Origin of the sequence: Flavimobilis soli, assembly GCF_002564025.1 — a bacterium.
GTDB lineage: Bacteria > Actinomycetota > Actinomycetes > Actinomycetales > Cellulomonadaceae > Flavimobilis > Flavimobilis soli.
The window spans coordinates 2,181,919-2,196,432 of record NZ_PDJH01000001.1 but is presented as its reverse complement, the minus strand read 5'-3'; the positions used below and the strand labels follow the sequence as shown (position 1 = coordinate 2,196,432).

The window sequence follows — 14,514 nt, the reverse complement described above, 5'->3', positions numbered from 1 at the left end:
GGTGCGGTCGGGCTCGGGGTGGCGGGGGTCAGGGCCGGGTCAGGAGCTCGCCGCCGGCGGGCGCCTCGAGGTCGAGGACGCGGCCGCCGAGGACGGTCGTCGTGACGGCGCCACGGATCGCGCGTCCGTGGTACGCGGAGATCGGGTTGCGGTGCGCGAGGAGCTCCTGGTCGACGACGACGCGCGCCTCGGGGTCGTAGACGACGAGGTCGGCGGCGGAGCCGACGGCGATCCGGCCCTTCGCCGGGAGGTCTCCGCGGTCGTCGAGGCCGACGAGCCGCGCGGTCGCGGCCGACGTCCAGCGCGAGACGTCCGCGAGGTCGACGCCCCGGCGTCGGGCCTCGTCGGCGAGTGCGACGGAGCCGACCTCGAGGCCGGAGATCCCGCCCCAGGCGGCCTGCAGGTCGCCGTCGCCGCGCTGCTTCTCCTCGGCGGTGGACGGCGAGTGGTCGGAGACGACGCAGTCGATCACGCCGTCGGCGAGCGCCTGCCACAGCAGGTCGCGGTTCGCCTCGGAGCGGATCGGCGGGCAGCACTTGAGCTGCGGCGCCGCGTCGGGGATCGTCTCGGCGGCGAAGCACAGGTAGTGGTGGCACGTCTCGACCGTGAGCGGCAGGCCCTCGGCGCGGGCGTCCGCGATGAGGTCGAGGGCGCGGGCGCTCGACAGGTGCAGCAGGTGCGCGCGAGCGCCCGTGCGGCGGACGGCGTCGATCAGCCGTGCGATCGCGGCGGTCTCGGCTGAGTCGGGGCGGGATGCGAGGAAGTCCTGGTACGAGCGGCTCGGCCCGTGGGCCGCGGCCTCGAGCTCGGCCGGGTCCTCCGCGTGGACGACCATGAGCGCGCGCAGGCGGGCGATCTCGGTCAGGTGCTCGTCGAGCTGGGCGTCGTCCTCGAGGTGACCGAACTCGGGCACGCCCGACGGCGACAGGAAGCACTTGAAGCCCATGACCCCCGCGTCCCACAAGCCCGCGAGCTCGCCCACGTTGCCGGGCACGGCCCCGCCCCACAGGGCGACGTCGACGCCGAGGCCCGCCGCGACGGCGGCCGCCCGCTTGGCCTCGAGGCCCGCGACGGTCGTCGTCGGCGGGATCGAGTTGAGCGGCATGTCGACGATCGTCGTCACTCCGCCGCGGGCCGCGGCGCGCGTCGCGGACGCGAAGCCCTCCCACGACGTGCGGCCGGGCTCGTTGACGTGCACGTGCGAGTCGACGACGCCGGGCAGCACCACGTGCCCGTCCGGGACGGTCCAGGTGCCTGCGGGTGCGGCGTCGTACGGCTCGGCGTCGTACGGTTCGATGGCCGCGACGCGGCCCTCGGCGAGGACGAGCGTCGCCGGGCGCCACGCGCCGTCGACGAGGACCTCGCGGGCACGCAGGGCGCCGAGCGGGCCCGCCGCAGGCGCGAGAGCCTGCGGCGGTGCCGTCTGCACGTCAGGAGTCATGGCGCGGTCCTCAGCAGAATCCGGCGACCGCGGCCCAGACGTCGGGACGGCGGGTGCCGCCCGAACGCTCGACGGTCGCCTGGATGAGCCCGTACGGGCGGTCGGCGGCGAAGAACACCTCGCCCGGGTTGTCGAGACCGAACGGCTCGAGGTCCACGAGGAAGTGGTGCTTGTTCGGGCACGAGAGGCGCACCTCGACGATGTCCTCGAACGCCTCGAGGACGGCGCTGCCCATCGCGTAGATCGTCTGCTGGAGCGACAGCGAGTGCTGCGTCGCGAACGTCTCGAGCATGAGCTGGCGGACGGCGTCGTACGTCTTGTCGAAGTCGACGTCCGTGCCGGCGTAGCGCCACCAGGCCGTGACGGACGTCGCGAGGATGCGGTCGGTCGTCTCGCCGAGCGTCGTGTAACGGTCGCGCGGGAAGCCGTGGAACTCGGAGCCGGTGGACTTCAGGACGGTCGCGTCGGTGAAGCCGGAGACGACGACGGTCTCGCCGCCCTCGGTGATCACGGTCGTGCGGCGCACCTCGCCGCCCTTGCGGGCGAACGCGTGGTCGTGGCCGACGCCGTCGACCGCGATGCGGTCCCACGCGTACGACTCGGCGGAGAGCACCGAGCCGGTGACCCACTCGAAGCTGCCGTTGAAGTGCTCGCTCAGCGTGAGCAGGAAGTTCTCGGGGGTGCCGACGCCGTGCTCGCGGGCGAACGCGTACACGGTGTTCTTCTGCGTGTCGGTCGCGACGACCTTGGAGTTGTCGCCGGTCGCGTGGCAGTCGGTGAAGTCGCCGAGGAGCTGGGTCGTGACGTTGAGGTCCTCGATCTCGTGGGTCGCGGTGTCGCGCGTGACGCGCACGAGGCGAACCTCGCCCTTCCCGTACTGGTTGGCTCCCAGGACGATGTCAGCGGCGGTGGTCATGTCAGCTCCCTCGGTAGGCGGTGCAGGCGAACGGGCTCAGGAGGAGAGCCACGTGGTAGTGGTCCTGCGCGGGGTCGACCTCGAAGCCGAGGATGACGCGCGTGAGGAACGTGGGTGTGTCGTGCGCGGCGAGGTAGTCGCCCGCGGCGATGACGAGGTCGTGGGGCCCGCCGGCGAGCTCGCCGTCGAGGCGGAAGCGCCCGTCGTTGTCGGTGCGGGCGGTCGCGACGACCGCGCCTGCGGCGTCGCGCAGCTCGAGGCCGACGTCGACGGCGGGGCGGCCGCGCGCAGCGTCGAGGACGTGGGACGAGAAGGTGGTCATGCGGGGCCGCCCGTCGGGTCGAGGGGTGCGCCGACCGGCGCGTGGTCGAGGAGGCCCGCGAGGCGCAGCGCGCAGATCTCGCGGAGCTCGCCGGCGACGACGCGCAGCTCGGTCGCGGGGTCGTTGTCGAGCCGTTCGTCGAGGAGGGCGAGGATCTCGGGGGCGGTGCGGCCGGCGGCTCGGACGAGGAAGACGCGATCGAAGCGCTGCTCGTAGAGACGGTTGCCGGCGGCGAGGCGCTCGCCCGGGTCGGCGCTCGCGCGCAGGGCGGCCTGCTCGCGGGCGGACGCCTCGGCGCTCGCTCCGGTCCCCGCGTGGTTCTCGCCGAGACGGGGGTGGTCCGCGAGCGCGGCGTCCACCTCGTCGTCGGTCCAGGCGGCCGCGAGGCGGTCGGCGTGCTCGAGCAGCGACCGCGCGTCGGCGTAGGGCCTCGCGTCCGCGACCTGGGCGGCCCAGGCCGGCACGGCGGCGCACGCGACGAGCGCGGACAGCGCGTCGTCCCTGCTCAGGGCGTTGAACTCGGTGACGTTCATGAGCCACCTCCTCTCCGCCCTCGACGGTACGGAGCGGATGTTAAGCGGGCTGCAACGCCTGTTTCGGTGAGGTAAAACCTGTGTCAGCGCCCACCCGAGCAAGGGCCGGACGCGAGCGCGACGGCCACCGCGAGCAGGTCCGCGTCGCGGCCGGGACCCGCGACGAGGCTCACGCCGCACGGCACGCCTGCGGCCGTGCGCAGGGGCACGGTGAGGCCGGGCAGGCCGGAGATCCCCGCGACGCACGTGAGCTCCATGGTCCGCTGGCGGGCCGCGTCGACGGCCGCCGCGTCGGCGCCCCCGGCCGCGAGGGCGGGAGCGACGGACGATGCCGCAGGCAACGCGACGATCGCGTCGCCGACGGCCGCGCGGACGGCGTCGCGGACCTGGGTGACGGTCTCGCGCGCGCTGCGGGCAGCGTCGTCGGTCACGGTCGCGGCGTGGGCGAAGCGACCGCGGACGTCCGGTCCGAGGACGTCGAGGCCGACCTTCTCGAGCCATACGCCGTGCTCGCGCCACGCCTCCCACGCCTGGAGCGTCTGGAAGGCGGTGCGCCAGGCGGTCAGGTCGGCGTCACCGAGAAGGTCCGAGGTACCCCAGGCCTGCCGGGCCGCGAGCGCGGTGATCGCGTCCGCGACGTCCGCGTCGGCGTGGGCCACGAGCGACGGCAGCACGACGACGTCGCGGACGAGCGTCGCGCCGTCGGGCACCGAGGCTGCGGCGGGCAGGAGCGCGTGCGTCGCACGCGCGAGCACGTCGGCCGTGCGGGCGAGGCAGCCGACCGTGTCGAACGAGGGCGCGAGCGGCACGAGGCCGTCGCGGGGGACGGCGTCGTGCGTCGTGCGCAGCCCCCACAGTCCCTGGTACGCGGCCGGCACACGGACGGAGCCGCCGGTGTCCGTGCCGAGCGCGATCGTCGCGTGGCCGAGGCTCACGGCCGTTGCGGGGCCCGACGTCGAGCCGCCCGGCACGCGGCCGGGTGCGGCGGGATTGGGCGGCGTGCCGTAGTGCGCGTTGGTTCCCGCGAGCGAGTACGCGAGCTCGTCGGTGCGCGCGATGCCGACGACGTCGGCGCCCGCCTCGACGAGCGCGGCGACGGCCCACGCGTGCTCCGTCTCGACCGGCGCGCCCGCGAGCCACGCGGGGTTGCCCGCGCCGACGCGCTGGCCCGCGACGGCGAAGAGGTCCTTCACGGCGACGGTCTCCCCCGCGAGCGGGAGCGGCGCCCCCGCCTCGGAGCCGTGCCCGCGCTGCGCGTGCGCCTCGGCGCGCGCGCCGGGCACGAGCGGCTCGCCGACGACGCGCCACACCCGCGCGTCCGTGCGCGGCGCCGGGACGGTCACGTCCGCCGCCCGCACGGCCCACCCCTCGGGCCCGCGGTGCCACAGCTGCGTCTGCCGACCGCGACCGCCGCGGGAGAGCGCGGTCACCGCGACGACGAGTGCGTCGTCAGGCGTGATCGTGCGGACGTGCACCTCGAGGACCGTGCGGCTCGGCGCACCCCCGCGCGACGAGCGGAACGCCGCGATCTGCTCGTGCCCCACGAGGAGGCCCGCGGCGTCGCCCCGGAGCGTGTGCGGCCCCGCGGCGAACAGGCGGTCGAGCTCCGCGACGTCGTCCGTGCCGAGCGCGCGCTCGTACGCCCAGAACGCCTCGAGCAGCCCGGTCGGGACCTCCCCGTCCGCATGCAGCTCTGCGGCCGTAAGCTGGTCGTCGCTCATGCGAAGTCCGCCAGCCGGATGCGCGCGTGCACACCCTTGACCATGTCGACCACCTGGGAGATGTCGAAGTCCGTCGCCGCGCTCAGGTACGCGTACGCCATCCGCCGGTCCATGCCGTACCGCGCCTCGAGCAGCGCGAGCGCCGCACGCACGCAGCTCGCCATCGCCACGTCGAGGTCCTCGTCCATGCCCGTCGGCACGAGGTACTCGCTCGTCCGGGCGAGCGGTCCGGCGAGCTCGCCGAACTGCTCGACCGCGTCCTCGTGGGCGATCACGTCGAAGCGGACCGTCGCCCGCAGGGACGCCTCCATCGCCGTGAGCGCGACCTCGCCGTCGCCCTGCGCGAAGTGCGGGTCACCCACGTAGGCGAGCGCGCCGTCGACCTGCACCGGCAGGTACAGCGTGCTGCCCGCCGTCAGCAGCTTGATGTCGATGTTGCCGCCGTGCGCGCCCGGCGGGACAGAGTGCGGGCGCGCGTCGCCGTCGACCGCGACGCCCATGATCCCGAGGAACGGCGCGAGCGGGAACCGTGCGTGCCGGTCGCCACCCGGGACGAGCGGCAGCAGGCCGTGCGTGCCCGCGTCGTCGACCGCGGCGAACGCCGAGAACGTCTCGCCGTCCGCCGGCATCTCGCCGGGCAGCGCTCCCTTGCCGTGCCGGTTGGAGATCACGCCGTACGGGACGCGCGGCGTCGCGTCGACGAGCGTCATCGCGAGCAGGTCGCCGCGCCGGGCGCCGCTCACGCGGACCGGACCGGTGACGACGTGCGGACCGTCGACGCCCCACGTGCGCGGGTGGTCGGACGCCGCGAGCTCGACGGCGTCGTCGAGCACGTGGTCCCCGTCCACGCCGTGCGCACCGAAGAAGGCGCGCGGGTCGCGGCCCTGGTCCTCGAGGATCCCTTCGTGGCTGATCGTGTCGAACGTGACCTCGGTCCCCGGGTCGATCGTGAGCACCGGGGCGTCGGTCGCGCACGGGAGGCGCCCCCACAGCACGGTGTCGAGCTCGGCGGGCAGATAGGTGGGCGACGTCATCGGGCCCAGTCCGCGGTGCAAGATCTCGTGTGACATGCCGCAACCGTAGGGGGACGCTGCGAACGGCAGTTTTCCGCAATGAAACGAACGTGTCACAGGGCTGAGCGGCCCGGCCCGCACAATGGTCCACGTGATCGACCGAATCCGCGGCGTCGCATCCGGCCGGATGCACCTGACGCTCATGCTCATCCTGACCTTCTCGACCGGCATCATCGACGCCGTCGGCTACCTCGGCCTCGACCGGGTGTTCACCGGCAACATGACAGGCAACGTCGTCATCCTGGGCATGGGCCTCATGGGTGCAGACGAGCTGCCCGTGCTCGGCCCGCTCGTCGCCTTGGGCGGCTTCATGGCCGGTGCTGCGGTCGCGGGCCGCGCGCTGCGCGGCCGTGGTGGCTGGAGCAGGCGGTCGACGGCGCTGCTCGGCGTCGTGGGCGGCGTCATGGCGGCGCTCGCGCTGACCGTGCTGCTCGTCGACGAGCTGCCGCACCTGCTCGCCGTGAGCGTCACGTGCCTGCTCGGCGCGGTCATGGGCCTGCAGGCGGCGGTCGCGCGGGTCGTCGCGGTCAAGGACGTGACGACGGTCGTCGTGACGTCGACGATCACGGGCCTCGCCGCCGACTCGGTGCTCGGTTCCGGCGCGGCGCGCGCCGCGGGTGGCGGCAGTGGTCGACGCTTCCTCGCCGTCGTGCTCATCCTCGCCGGCGCGGGCGCGGGCGCCCTGCTGCTGAAGGTCGACCTTGCGGCGGGCCTCGCCGTGTCGGCGCTCGTGACGCTCGGTGTCACGGTCGTCGGCGCGATCCACTCGCGCCACCACCGCTGAGACAGCCCGGCGAACGCCCCGCCTGTCCGAAGCTCCGCCCCCTCCCGCTGACCGATCGCCCGGATGCACACGTCAGGTGTGCAGCGGAGCGATCTGCCGGGAGAAACCGCGCAGCCTCTCCCCGACCCGCTGACCGATCGCCCGGGCGCACACGACATGTGTGCGCCCGGGCGATCCGTCCGAGGGGGGTGGGTGCGGCGGAGACACGACCTCTGCTCTAGGACTCCGCGCGGCCGCGCGCCGTGGACTGCCGCAGCAGCAGGCTCACCATGAAGACGAGCCCCGTCGCCGCGACGACGGCCGACGCCGTGCCGAGATAATCGACGACGTCCTGCCCGCGGTCCGCGAACAGCTCGACCGAACCGGTCAGCAGACCGGCCGCGAGCGCGCCCGACACGGCAGTGCCGACCGCGAGGAGCGTCGTCGCGACGGCAGTCCCGACCGACGAGTGCTTCGCCTTCCGGTCGATGCCGGACGCCGATGTCAGGCCGAGCACGAGCGCCGTCCACACGAGGACGACGAGCAGCCCGGCGACGACGTCGGACGGCCGGTGCCAGCCGCCCACCATCGTCGACACGCCCGTGAGCGCCGTGTACACGGCGCCGAGCAGCGCGACGACCGGCCGGACGCGGCGCGGCACGACGAGCAGCAGCGCGATCGACACCGACGCCGCGACGGTCGTGTGCCCCGACGGGAGCGAGTTGCCCGGACGCTCGGTCAGCACGCCGAGGTGCGCGCGCTCGAGCACCTGGTGCTTGAGGATCTGCGTCGTGAGGTTTGCGCCCGCGACGAGGACCACGACCTGGGCTGCGAGGCCCCAGCGGCGACGCAGCAGGGAGATGAGGATCGCCCCGCCGAGGGCGAGGACGACGAACGAGTTGGAGACGACGTCGAGCACCGGCTCGCCGACCTTCCACAGCGTGCCCTTGCCGAACGTCGACCCCGCGAGCGCGTTCTCGTCGAGCTCCTGCCCCCACACGGTCCCGAGTGCCAGGCGGGTCACGTACGCGAACGCGACCACACCGAGAAAGGCGACGAGGAGGCCGACGACGCGCGGGGCGACCCGTGCTTCCGTCGCCTCGACGACGGGCCGAGTCGACGCCGTCGTGTCGCCTGCGGGGCGCGCGTGCGCGGGCGCGTGCGGACTCCAGGGGGCCGCGGGTTGCGTCCCGAGCGCGGGGTTGCCGAGGGCTGGCGTCTGCGGCTCGACTCGTGCGGTCGGCACGGTCGGGGCATCGGGGCGCTGCTGCTCGTGCGGGCGGGTCGGCGGGAGACTCACCCGTCCACCGTAGGGCGTCGGTGTGTGGATCTCGCGCAGACCCGGTCGGGGCGTCGCGTCGTTTCGCGTGAAGTGTCCGCTGGGGACAGCAGGCTCACAGATGACACACAGGAGAACCTGGGCTCGTTCGCAGCGCGGCGGGGCACTCTTGTCCTATGAGCTCGCCCGCCGCCGACCGTTCATCGTTCACCCGCCCTGATGGGCAGCCGATCCGCGCGCTCGTCGTCGATGACGAGCCCAACCTCGCTGAGCTGGTCGCGACCGCCCTGCGCTATGAGGGCTGGGACGTGCGCACCGTGCACGACGGCCGGTCCGCGGTCGACCTCGCACGCACTCACGACCCCGACATCGTCGTGCTCGACATGATGCTTCCCGACCTCGACGGCCTCGCGGTCCTGCGCCGCATCCGGGAGCGTGGCTGCCACGCGCCCGTCCTGTTCCTCACGGCGAAAGACGCAGTCGAGGACCGTGTCGCGGGGCTGACCGCCGGGGGCGACGACTACGTGACGAAGCCGTTCTCCCTCGAAGAGGTCGTCGCGCGGCTCCGCGTCCTGCTGCGCCGCGCGGGCGCGCGGCAGGAGCGAGAGGAAGCGGTTCTCGTCGTCGGTGACCTCGTGCTCGACGAGGACGCCCACGACGTCGTACGGGCGGGCACGCCGGTGCACCTCACGGCGACCGAGTTCGAGCTGCTGCGATTCCTCATGCGCAACGCCCGTCGGGTCGTGTCGAAGGCGCAGATCCTCGACCGGGTGTGGAACTACGACTTCGGCGGGCAGGCGAACATCGTCGAGCTGTACATCTCGTACCTGCGCAAGAAGATCGACGCTGGCCGGGAGCCCATGATCCACACGTTGCGCGGGGTGGGCTACGTGCTCAAGCCCGGCGCGGACGTCGTGTGACGGCCGAACCTGACGCTGGCGGTCCGGTCGCGGCCGTTCCGGGTCGCGCACCACGCCGTCGAGCGTGGTCGCTGCAGCGCCGCCTCGTCGTCACGGTCGTCGCGCTTCTCGCAGGCGTGTGCCTCGCTCTCGCCGCCATCTCGACGCTCGCACTGCGCGCGAGCCTCGTCGAGCGGATCGACGACTCGCTCGGTGCCGCGTCGATGCGTGCGGGCCGTGCGCCGGACGGGAACGCTCCCGCCTTCCCCGGCCCTGAGGACGTGCCGTCGTCGTCGTCGGACGTGACCGATCCGTCGACGACAGCGCCGGGCACCACCCCGCCGCAGGTCGCCGACGACCGCCCACCGTTCCTCGCGGTTCCGGGCCAGTCCACCGGGACCCTGGGGCTGCGCCTCCAGGACGGAGAGGTGGGCGAGCAGGGGTATCTCGACGATGACGGCACCGTGCAAGACCTCACAGCGGACCAGCTCGCGATCCTCGCATCGGTCGAACCTGACGGCACGCCGCGGACGGTCGACCTGCCTGGGCTGGGCTCCTACCGGGTGATCGCGGTCGAGCGTGACGCTGGGACTGCGACGGCGCCCTCGTCTGTTCAGGTCACGGGACTGTCGCTTGACGGCACGACGGCGACCTTGACGCGGTACCTCACGGTCGAGATCGGCATCGGGGTCGCAGCGGGCGTGCTCGCGGCGATCGCCGCGAGCGTCCTCGTGCGGCGTGCGCTGCGCCCGCTCGCGCACGTCACGCAGACTGCGACGCGCATCGCGCACCTTCCCCTGCACGAGGGTGCGGTCAACCTCCCCGAGCGGGTCGACGACGACGACACGCGCACCGAGGTCGGTCGCGTCGGGGCCGCGCTCAACCGGATGATCGACCACGTCGAGAAGGCGCTCTCCGCGCGCTTCACCTCGGAGACGCAGGTCCGGCAGTTCGTGGCGGACGCCTCCCACGAGCTGCGGACCCCGCTCGCCTCGATCCGCGGGTACGCGGAGCTCGTGCGCCGCTCCGACGACCAGGTGCCTGCGGCCACCTCCCAGGCTCTGGCCCGGATCGAGTCCGAGTCGGTGCGGATGTCCGGGCTCGTCGAGGACCTCCTGCTGCTCGCGCGGCTCGACGCTGGCCGGCCGCTCGAGCGCGAGACGGTCGACCTGCTGCCGCTCGCGCTCGAGTGCCTGGCGGACGCGCACGCTGCGGGTCCCGACCATGTCTGGCGGCTCGACCTGCCCACCGAGGACGAAGACGCGACAGTCTTCGAGGTGACGGGCGACGACGCGCGCCTGCGCCAGGTGCTCGTCAACCTGCTGTCGAACGCCCGCGTGCACACCCCGCCGGGGACGAGTGTGACCCTCCGGCTGCGCGCAGCCGCCGACGGAGGCGTCGACGTCGACGTGTCCGACGACGGGCCCGGCATCACTCCGGAACTGCTGCCGCTCCTGTTCGACCGCTTCACCCGGGGCGACTCGGCACGTGGTCACGAGGCCGGGTCGACCGGTCTCGGGCTAGCGATCGCGCACGCGATCGTCGCCGCGCACGGCGGCGGGCTCAGCGTCGCGACCACGCCCGGCGCGACGACGTTCCACGTTCACCTGCCCCGACCGGCCTGACGGGGCACGGGCTGCGGCCCTACCAGCTCATGTCGAGCACGGCGGGGCGGTGGTCGCTGCCGACGAGGACGTCGGGCCCGTCCGGCACGGTGACCTGGTGGACCGTGACGGTGCTGCCGACGAGGAACCCGTCGAGCCTCGTCCGCGGCACGTCCACGGGCTCGGTGGGCGCCTGGCCGGGGTCGGCGTCGCGCAGCGGCGGCTGGAGCGCGAGCACGCTCGGCCCGCGCGGGTTCTCGTTGAGGTCGCCACCGAGAACGAGGTCGGGCGCCTCGCGAGCCGCCAGCTCCACGTACACGGGGACGTGCTGTGCACGCTGCGGGCGCTGCGCAGACAGGTGCACCGACACGAACGTGAGCACCCCGCCCTCTCCGTCGCTGCGGGCAAGACGGGCGAGCGCGTAGCCGCGCGGCGTCGGGAACCCTTGGCGGAAGCGCACCGTCCGTGGCTCGAACGCCACGCCCCGCCCTTCGACGACCTGAGGCACGAGATGTGGGGCGACGGCGATCGCCGCACCCCGTCCCGCGATGCCACCCGCGACCACGACCATGCCGACGTCCCGCGCGAAGCCGCGTGTGCGGCGTCGCCCCCGTACCCACCGGGGCGCCTCCTGCAGCAGCAGGACGTCCGGACGCTGCGCGCGCACGACACGGCGTGCGGCAGCACCGTCGAGCTCGAGGCTCTTGATGTTGTACGTCATCACGCGCAGGTCCACACCGCGAGGCTAGGTGAGGATCCCAGCACCCGCACAGGGCAGCCAGATCTCGCTCCCAGGTGTCACGAGCACGATGGAGTCTCACGAGAGAAAGGACGCGGAGATGACCGCCGACGACACCACCCGACCTGACGTGACGCCCGCTCCCGAGAGCGACCCCGGCCGCGATGTGCCCCCGATCCCTCCTGCTGCGACGACCGCTCAGGACTCCCCCGCCTCCGCCTTCTCGCCCCAGGGCGACGACGTACCTCGCGGACGCGGCAGGGCCGCGCAGACGATCACCCGGCGCCCAATCGCCTCAGCGCTGACCGTCGCCATCACGGCCGGGCTCCTCGGCCTCGGGGGCGGCTACCTCATCGGGGCAGGCCTCGACGATCGCGATCCCGCCTCGGCCACGTCCGAGCATCGTGACGGCCGGCGCGACCACCCGGGCGACGACTCTCGGCGGGATGACGACGGGGCACCGGGCGAGCGAGGCGCCGGTGAGCGGGGGTCCGCCGATCGGGGCGCTGACGCCGCACGGCCGTGAGCCCAGTCAGGCCGGGGTGAGGAAGAGGTCCCGGACGAGCCCGCGCACGCCCGGCAGGACGTCGGCCGCAAGCTCGGAGGCGTCGACGTCGAACAGGGACGCGATCGCACCGACGATCTGGCCGACGCTCAGCTCGCCGTCGCACACCCCGACCAGGGCCGCGAGGGCCGTCGAGGCGTGCACGCCCCGTCCGAGGCCGCCTCCCTGCCGCACGATCACGACGTTCGGGTCGTCCTGGCCCGGAGTGAGGTACCGCTCCTCGGTGACGTCGGGCGCGACGACGAGACGCTCGGCGAGGAGCGCCGCGTCGTCTCGATGCTCGAGCCAGTCGTGCGCCTCGACCGACGCCGCGAGGTGCTCCCCGAGCGGCTGGTGCACCGAGCCGGTGTGCTCCTCGAGGCGGCGCAGCGTGACGCGGCCGTCGACCGGCCGGCGCAGGTAGACGATGCCGAAGCCGACAGCCTCGACGTCGCGCGACTCGAAGTCCTCGAGCCACGCCTCGTACATCGCCGCGAAGCCCTCAGGGTCACGCTCCGGCGTGGTGCCGCCGTCGCGCAGCCACGTCTCCGCGTACTGCGCGGGGTCGAGGACCTCGCGCTGGATGACCCAGCCGTCGAGCCCGGCGGCGTCGAGCCAGGCGCCCACGCGCTCGGTCCAGTCCTGACCGCGGCGGATCTCCCAGTTGCCGAGCATCTGCACGACGCCGCCGGGCGCGAGCACGCTGCCGACGTTCACAACCAGGTCGCGCACGAGGTCGTCGCCCGAGCGGCCGCCGTCGCGGTACTCGAACATCTCGACGCCCGCGGACGCACGCGGCGTGATGACGAACGGCGGGTTCGACACGACGAGGTCGAACGTCTCCCCCGCGACCGGCGCGAGCATCGAGCCCTCGCGCAGCTCGAGCGCTACCCCGTTGAGGGCCGCGTTGAACCGCGCGAACTCGAGCGCCGTGCGGGAGATGTCCGTGCCGACGACGTGCTCGGCGTGCCGGGACGCGTGCAGCGCCTGGATGCCGCAGCCCGTGCCGAGGTCGAGCACGCGGCCGACAGGGCGGCGCGCGGTCACCTGCGCGAGCGTGAGCGAGGCGCCGCCAGCCCCGAGCACGTGATCGGGCTCGAGGCCCGCGCCGGTCGCGAGCTCGCCGAGGTCGGACGCGAGCCACCAGTCGAGGTGACCTGCGGCGTCGTCGGCTGCGTAGGGCCGCAGGTCGAAGCGCGCACGCACGCGGCCCGGGTCGACGTCGCGCGTCAGGCCGAGCGCACGCGCCCCGTCGAGGCCGAGGGTCGGCAGGGCGAGCGCGAGCTCGTGACTCAGGAGCGTGTCACCGAGGAAGAAGACGGCGGCGAGCGCCGCACGGCGCCGCTCGGCCTCGCTCGGAGCATCCCCCGCGCTCTCCCCACGCGCGGCCGCGAGCACGCCACGCAGGACGCGGCGCGCGGGCAGCGCCTCCTCGCGGTGCAGCGCGTCGAACGCGAGCGGGCCGAGCAGCGACTGCACGCCGGCGACCGTGTAGTCCGCGGCGACGAGGTCGGCGCGCAGCCGCGCGAGAAGGTCAGGGGCGGCGTCGTCGTCGAGGATCGGAGGATGGCTCACGGGTCCATCCTGCCCTCGGACGCGCCCGTCAGTAGCAGCGGTCGGAGACGAAGTCGGTGAGCGCCGTCTCGTGCGTGACGAAGTCGTCGCCCGCGAGGGCGCGCTTCACCTGGAAGTCCATGTACGCCTCGAGCGGTGCGACCGCCTGGTCGCCGCCCTTGATCGCGGCGATCATCTCGGTGTCGTTCGTGTACTTGTACGACCACGCCTCGGCGATCTCCGCGGGCGGCGCGGCCTGCGGCATCGCCGCGACGGCCGGCTCGTAGATCGCGACGAACTCCGCGACCGTCTCGGTCGCGGTGGCCTTGCCGAACGCGGTGTAGAGGGAGAGCGCTGCGGGGCAGAACGCCTTCGCCGCGTCGTCGCCCGCGGGCGGCTCCTGCGTGTCGGGAGCGTCGGTCGACGGCTCGGTCGGTGCAGGGTCTGCGGGCGGCTCGCTCGTCGGGGCGGCCTCGGTGGGCGTCGGCGTGACCGTGACGGTCGCGGCAGCGACGCCTGTCGGCTTGTCGTCGTTGCCGGACATGAGGGCGACGATCCCCCACGCGATCCCACCAAGGAGCACGAGGACGAGCGGCACGAGCCAGATCAGCGGGCTGCGACGACGGTTCTCCTGGACGAGACCCGGCTGGCTCGCCGAGCCGGCGGTCGGCACGTGGTTGTACTGCGCGTACGGGACGCTCGCCGGGGCGACGGGCGAGGGTGTCGGGCCACCGGCAGGTCCCGTCAGGGGGACGGGCGGCATCGGGGTCGTCGCCGCAGGGCTCGCGGAGGCGGGCGCAGGGCTCGCGGCGGCAGGAGGCGGCGTCGTCACGGCGCGCGTCGGCGCCGTCGGCGCGGGCTGCTGCGGTGCTGCCGGGGCGACCGGCGCGTCAGGGACCTCCACCCAGAAGTTCCAGCCTGCCGGCGCCGGCGGCCACGACGGGTCGGGCACCCACCCCTCCGGTGGGACCCACCCCTGCGGGGGTACGGGCCATCCGGGAGCGGGGTTGAAGCGGTAAGACATCAGTTCTCCTGACAGGGAGGTGCCGCACCTCGCGGTCACCGCACGGGCCCCCGAGCGGAGTCCCGGACGCATCCTCCCGTAACGTCACGATTCCTGCGAGTC

General features: G+C 73.9%; 13 protein-coding genes. 3 read left to right on the top strand and 10 right to left on the bottom strand.

Features of this window, described 5'->3' with window-relative positions:
* Positions 1-28: 28 nt before the first annotated feature.
* The 6 genes from allB to ATL41_RS09945 all read right to left on the bottom strand — a co-directional run bounded on the left by allB (position 29) and on the right by ATL41_RS09945 (position 6,003).
* On the bottom strand, positions 29-1,441 hold the full coding sequence (allB, locus tag ATL41_RS09970; RefSeq protein ID WP_098458341.1) for an allantoinase AllB: 1,413 nt from the start codon (positions 1,439-1,441) through the stop codon (positions 29-31).
* A 10-nt stretch (positions 1,442-1,451) separates the two neighbouring features.
* Positions 1,452-2,357: a factor-independent urate hydroxylase gene (pucL, locus tag ATL41_RS09965; RefSeq protein WP_098458340.1), complete on the bottom strand. Its 906-nt coding sequence runs from the start codon at positions 2,355-2,357 to the stop codon at positions 1,452-1,454.
* Between the two features lies 1 nt (position 2,358).
* On the bottom strand, positions 2,359-2,679 hold the full coding sequence (locus ATL41_RS09960; RefSeq protein WP_098458339.1) for a hydroxyisourate hydrolase: 321 nt from the start codon (positions 2,677-2,679) through the stop codon (positions 2,359-2,361).
* Positions 2,676-3,212, bottom strand: a complete 537-nt coding sequence (gene uraD / locus ATL41_RS09955) for a 2-oxo-4-hydroxy-4-carboxy-5-ureidoimidazoline decarboxylase (RefSeq protein ID WP_098458338.1) — start codon at positions 3,210-3,212, stop codon at positions 2,676-2,678. The genes ATL41_RS09960 and uraD overlap by 4 nt, the downstream gene beginning before the upstream one ends.
* Positions 3,213-3,295: 83 nt before the next feature.
* On the bottom strand, positions 3,296-4,933 hold the full coding sequence (locus tag ATL41_RS09950; RefSeq protein WP_098458337.1) for an AtzH-like domain-containing protein: 1,638 nt from the start codon (positions 4,931-4,933) through the stop codon (positions 3,296-3,298).
* A complete protein-coding gene (locus ATL41_RS09945) occupies positions 4,930-6,003 on the bottom strand; it encodes an acetamidase/formamidase family protein (RefSeq protein WP_098458336.1) in 1,074 nt (357 codons plus the stop codon). Before ATL41_RS09945 ends, ATL41_RS09950 begins: the two co-directional genes overlap by 4 nt.
* Before the next feature lie 94 nt (positions 6,004-6,097).
* Here ATL41_RS09945 and ATL41_RS09940 point away from each other — a divergent pair, with 94 nt between their 5' ends.
* Positions 6,098-6,790, top strand: a complete 693-nt coding sequence (locus ATL41_RS09940; protein ID WP_245854744.1) for a DUF1275 family protein — start codon at positions 6,098-6,100, stop codon at positions 6,788-6,790.
* Between the two features lie 217 nt (positions 6,791-7,007).
* On the opposite strand, the gene ATL41_RS09935 is transcribed toward ATL41_RS09940, so the two are convergent.
* Positions 7,008-8,069: a phosphatase PAP2 family protein gene (locus ATL41_RS09935; RefSeq protein WP_169924545.1), complete on the bottom strand. Its 1,062-nt coding sequence runs from the start codon at positions 8,067-8,069 to the stop codon at positions 7,008-7,010.
* A gap of 155 nt (positions 8,070-8,224) precedes the next feature.
* On the opposite strand from ATL41_RS09935, the gene ATL41_RS09930 reads away from it, so the two are divergent.
* The gene (locus tag ATL41_RS09930) at positions 8,225-8,968 is read left to right on the top strand and encodes a response regulator transcription factor (RefSeq protein WP_098458333.1); all 744 of its coding nucleotides are present in this window, start codon (positions 8,225-8,227) and stop codon (positions 8,966-8,968) included.
* Positions 8,965-10,572, top strand: coding sequence for a sensor histidine kinase (locus tag ATL41_RS09925; protein ID WP_098458332.1), 1,608 nt, complete (start codon positions 8,965-8,967; stop codon positions 10,570-10,572). Before ATL41_RS09930 ends, ATL41_RS09925 begins: the two co-directional genes overlap by 4 nt.
* 19 nt (positions 10,573-10,591) lie before the next feature.
* Here ATL41_RS09925 and ATL41_RS09920 read toward each other — a convergent pair whose 3' ends face one another.
* From ATL41_RS09920 to ATL41_RS13310, 3 genes are all read right to left on the bottom strand, one after another.
* Complete coding sequence (locus tag ATL41_RS09920) at positions 10,592-11,287, bottom strand: endonuclease/exonuclease/phosphatase family protein (protein WP_098458331.1); 696 nt, start codon at positions 11,285-11,287, stop codon at positions 10,592-10,594.
* Positions 11,288-11,822: 535 nt separating this feature from the next.
* Entirely contained in the window at positions 11,823-13,409 is a 1,587-nt protein-coding gene (locus ATL41_RS09910; RefSeq protein WP_098458329.1) for a DUF7059 domain-containing protein, read from the bottom strand.
* Between the two features lie 28 nt (positions 13,410-13,437).
* Positions 13,438-14,412 carry a hypothetical protein gene (locus ATL41_RS13310; protein ID WP_098458328.1) on the bottom strand — a complete coding sequence of 325 codons (975 nt, stop codon included), beginning with the start codon at positions 14,410-14,412 and terminating at the stop codon, positions 13,438-13,440.
* Between the last annotated feature and the right edge of the window lie 102 nt (positions 14,413-14,514).

Bases quoted from the DNA above. Each gene is read 5' to 3' on its own strand.
- allB (WP_098458341.1), bottom strand. From the start codon at position 1,441: ATGACTCCTGACGTGCAGACGGCACCGCCGCAGGCTCTCGCGCCTGCG.
- pucL (WP_098458340.1), bottom strand. From the start codon at position 2,357: ATGACCACCGCCGCTGACATCGTCCTGGGAGCCAACCAGTACGGGAAG.
- ATL41_RS09960 (WP_098458339.1), bottom strand. From the start codon at position 2,679: ATGACCACCTTCTCGTCCCACGTCCTCGACGCTGCGCGCGGCCGCCCC.
- uraD (WP_098458338.1), bottom strand. From the start codon at position 3,212: ATGAACGTCACCGAGTTCAACGCCCTGAGCAGGGACGACGCGCTGTCC.
- ATL41_RS09950 (WP_098458337.1), bottom strand. From the start codon at position 4,933: ATGAGCGACGACCAGCTTACGGCCGCAGAGCTGCATGCGGACGGGGAG.
- ATL41_RS09945 (WP_098458336.1), bottom strand. From the start codon at position 6,003: ATGTCACACGAGATCTTGCACCGCGGACTGGGCCCGATGACGTCGCCC.
- ATL41_RS09930 (WP_098458333.1), top strand. From the start codon at position 8,225: ATGAGCTCGCCCGCCGCCGACCGTTCATCGTTCACCCGCCCTGATGGG.
- ATL41_RS13310 (WP_098458328.1), bottom strand. From the start codon at position 14,412: ATGTCTTACCGCTTCAACCCCGCTCCCGGATGGCCCGTACCCCCGCAG.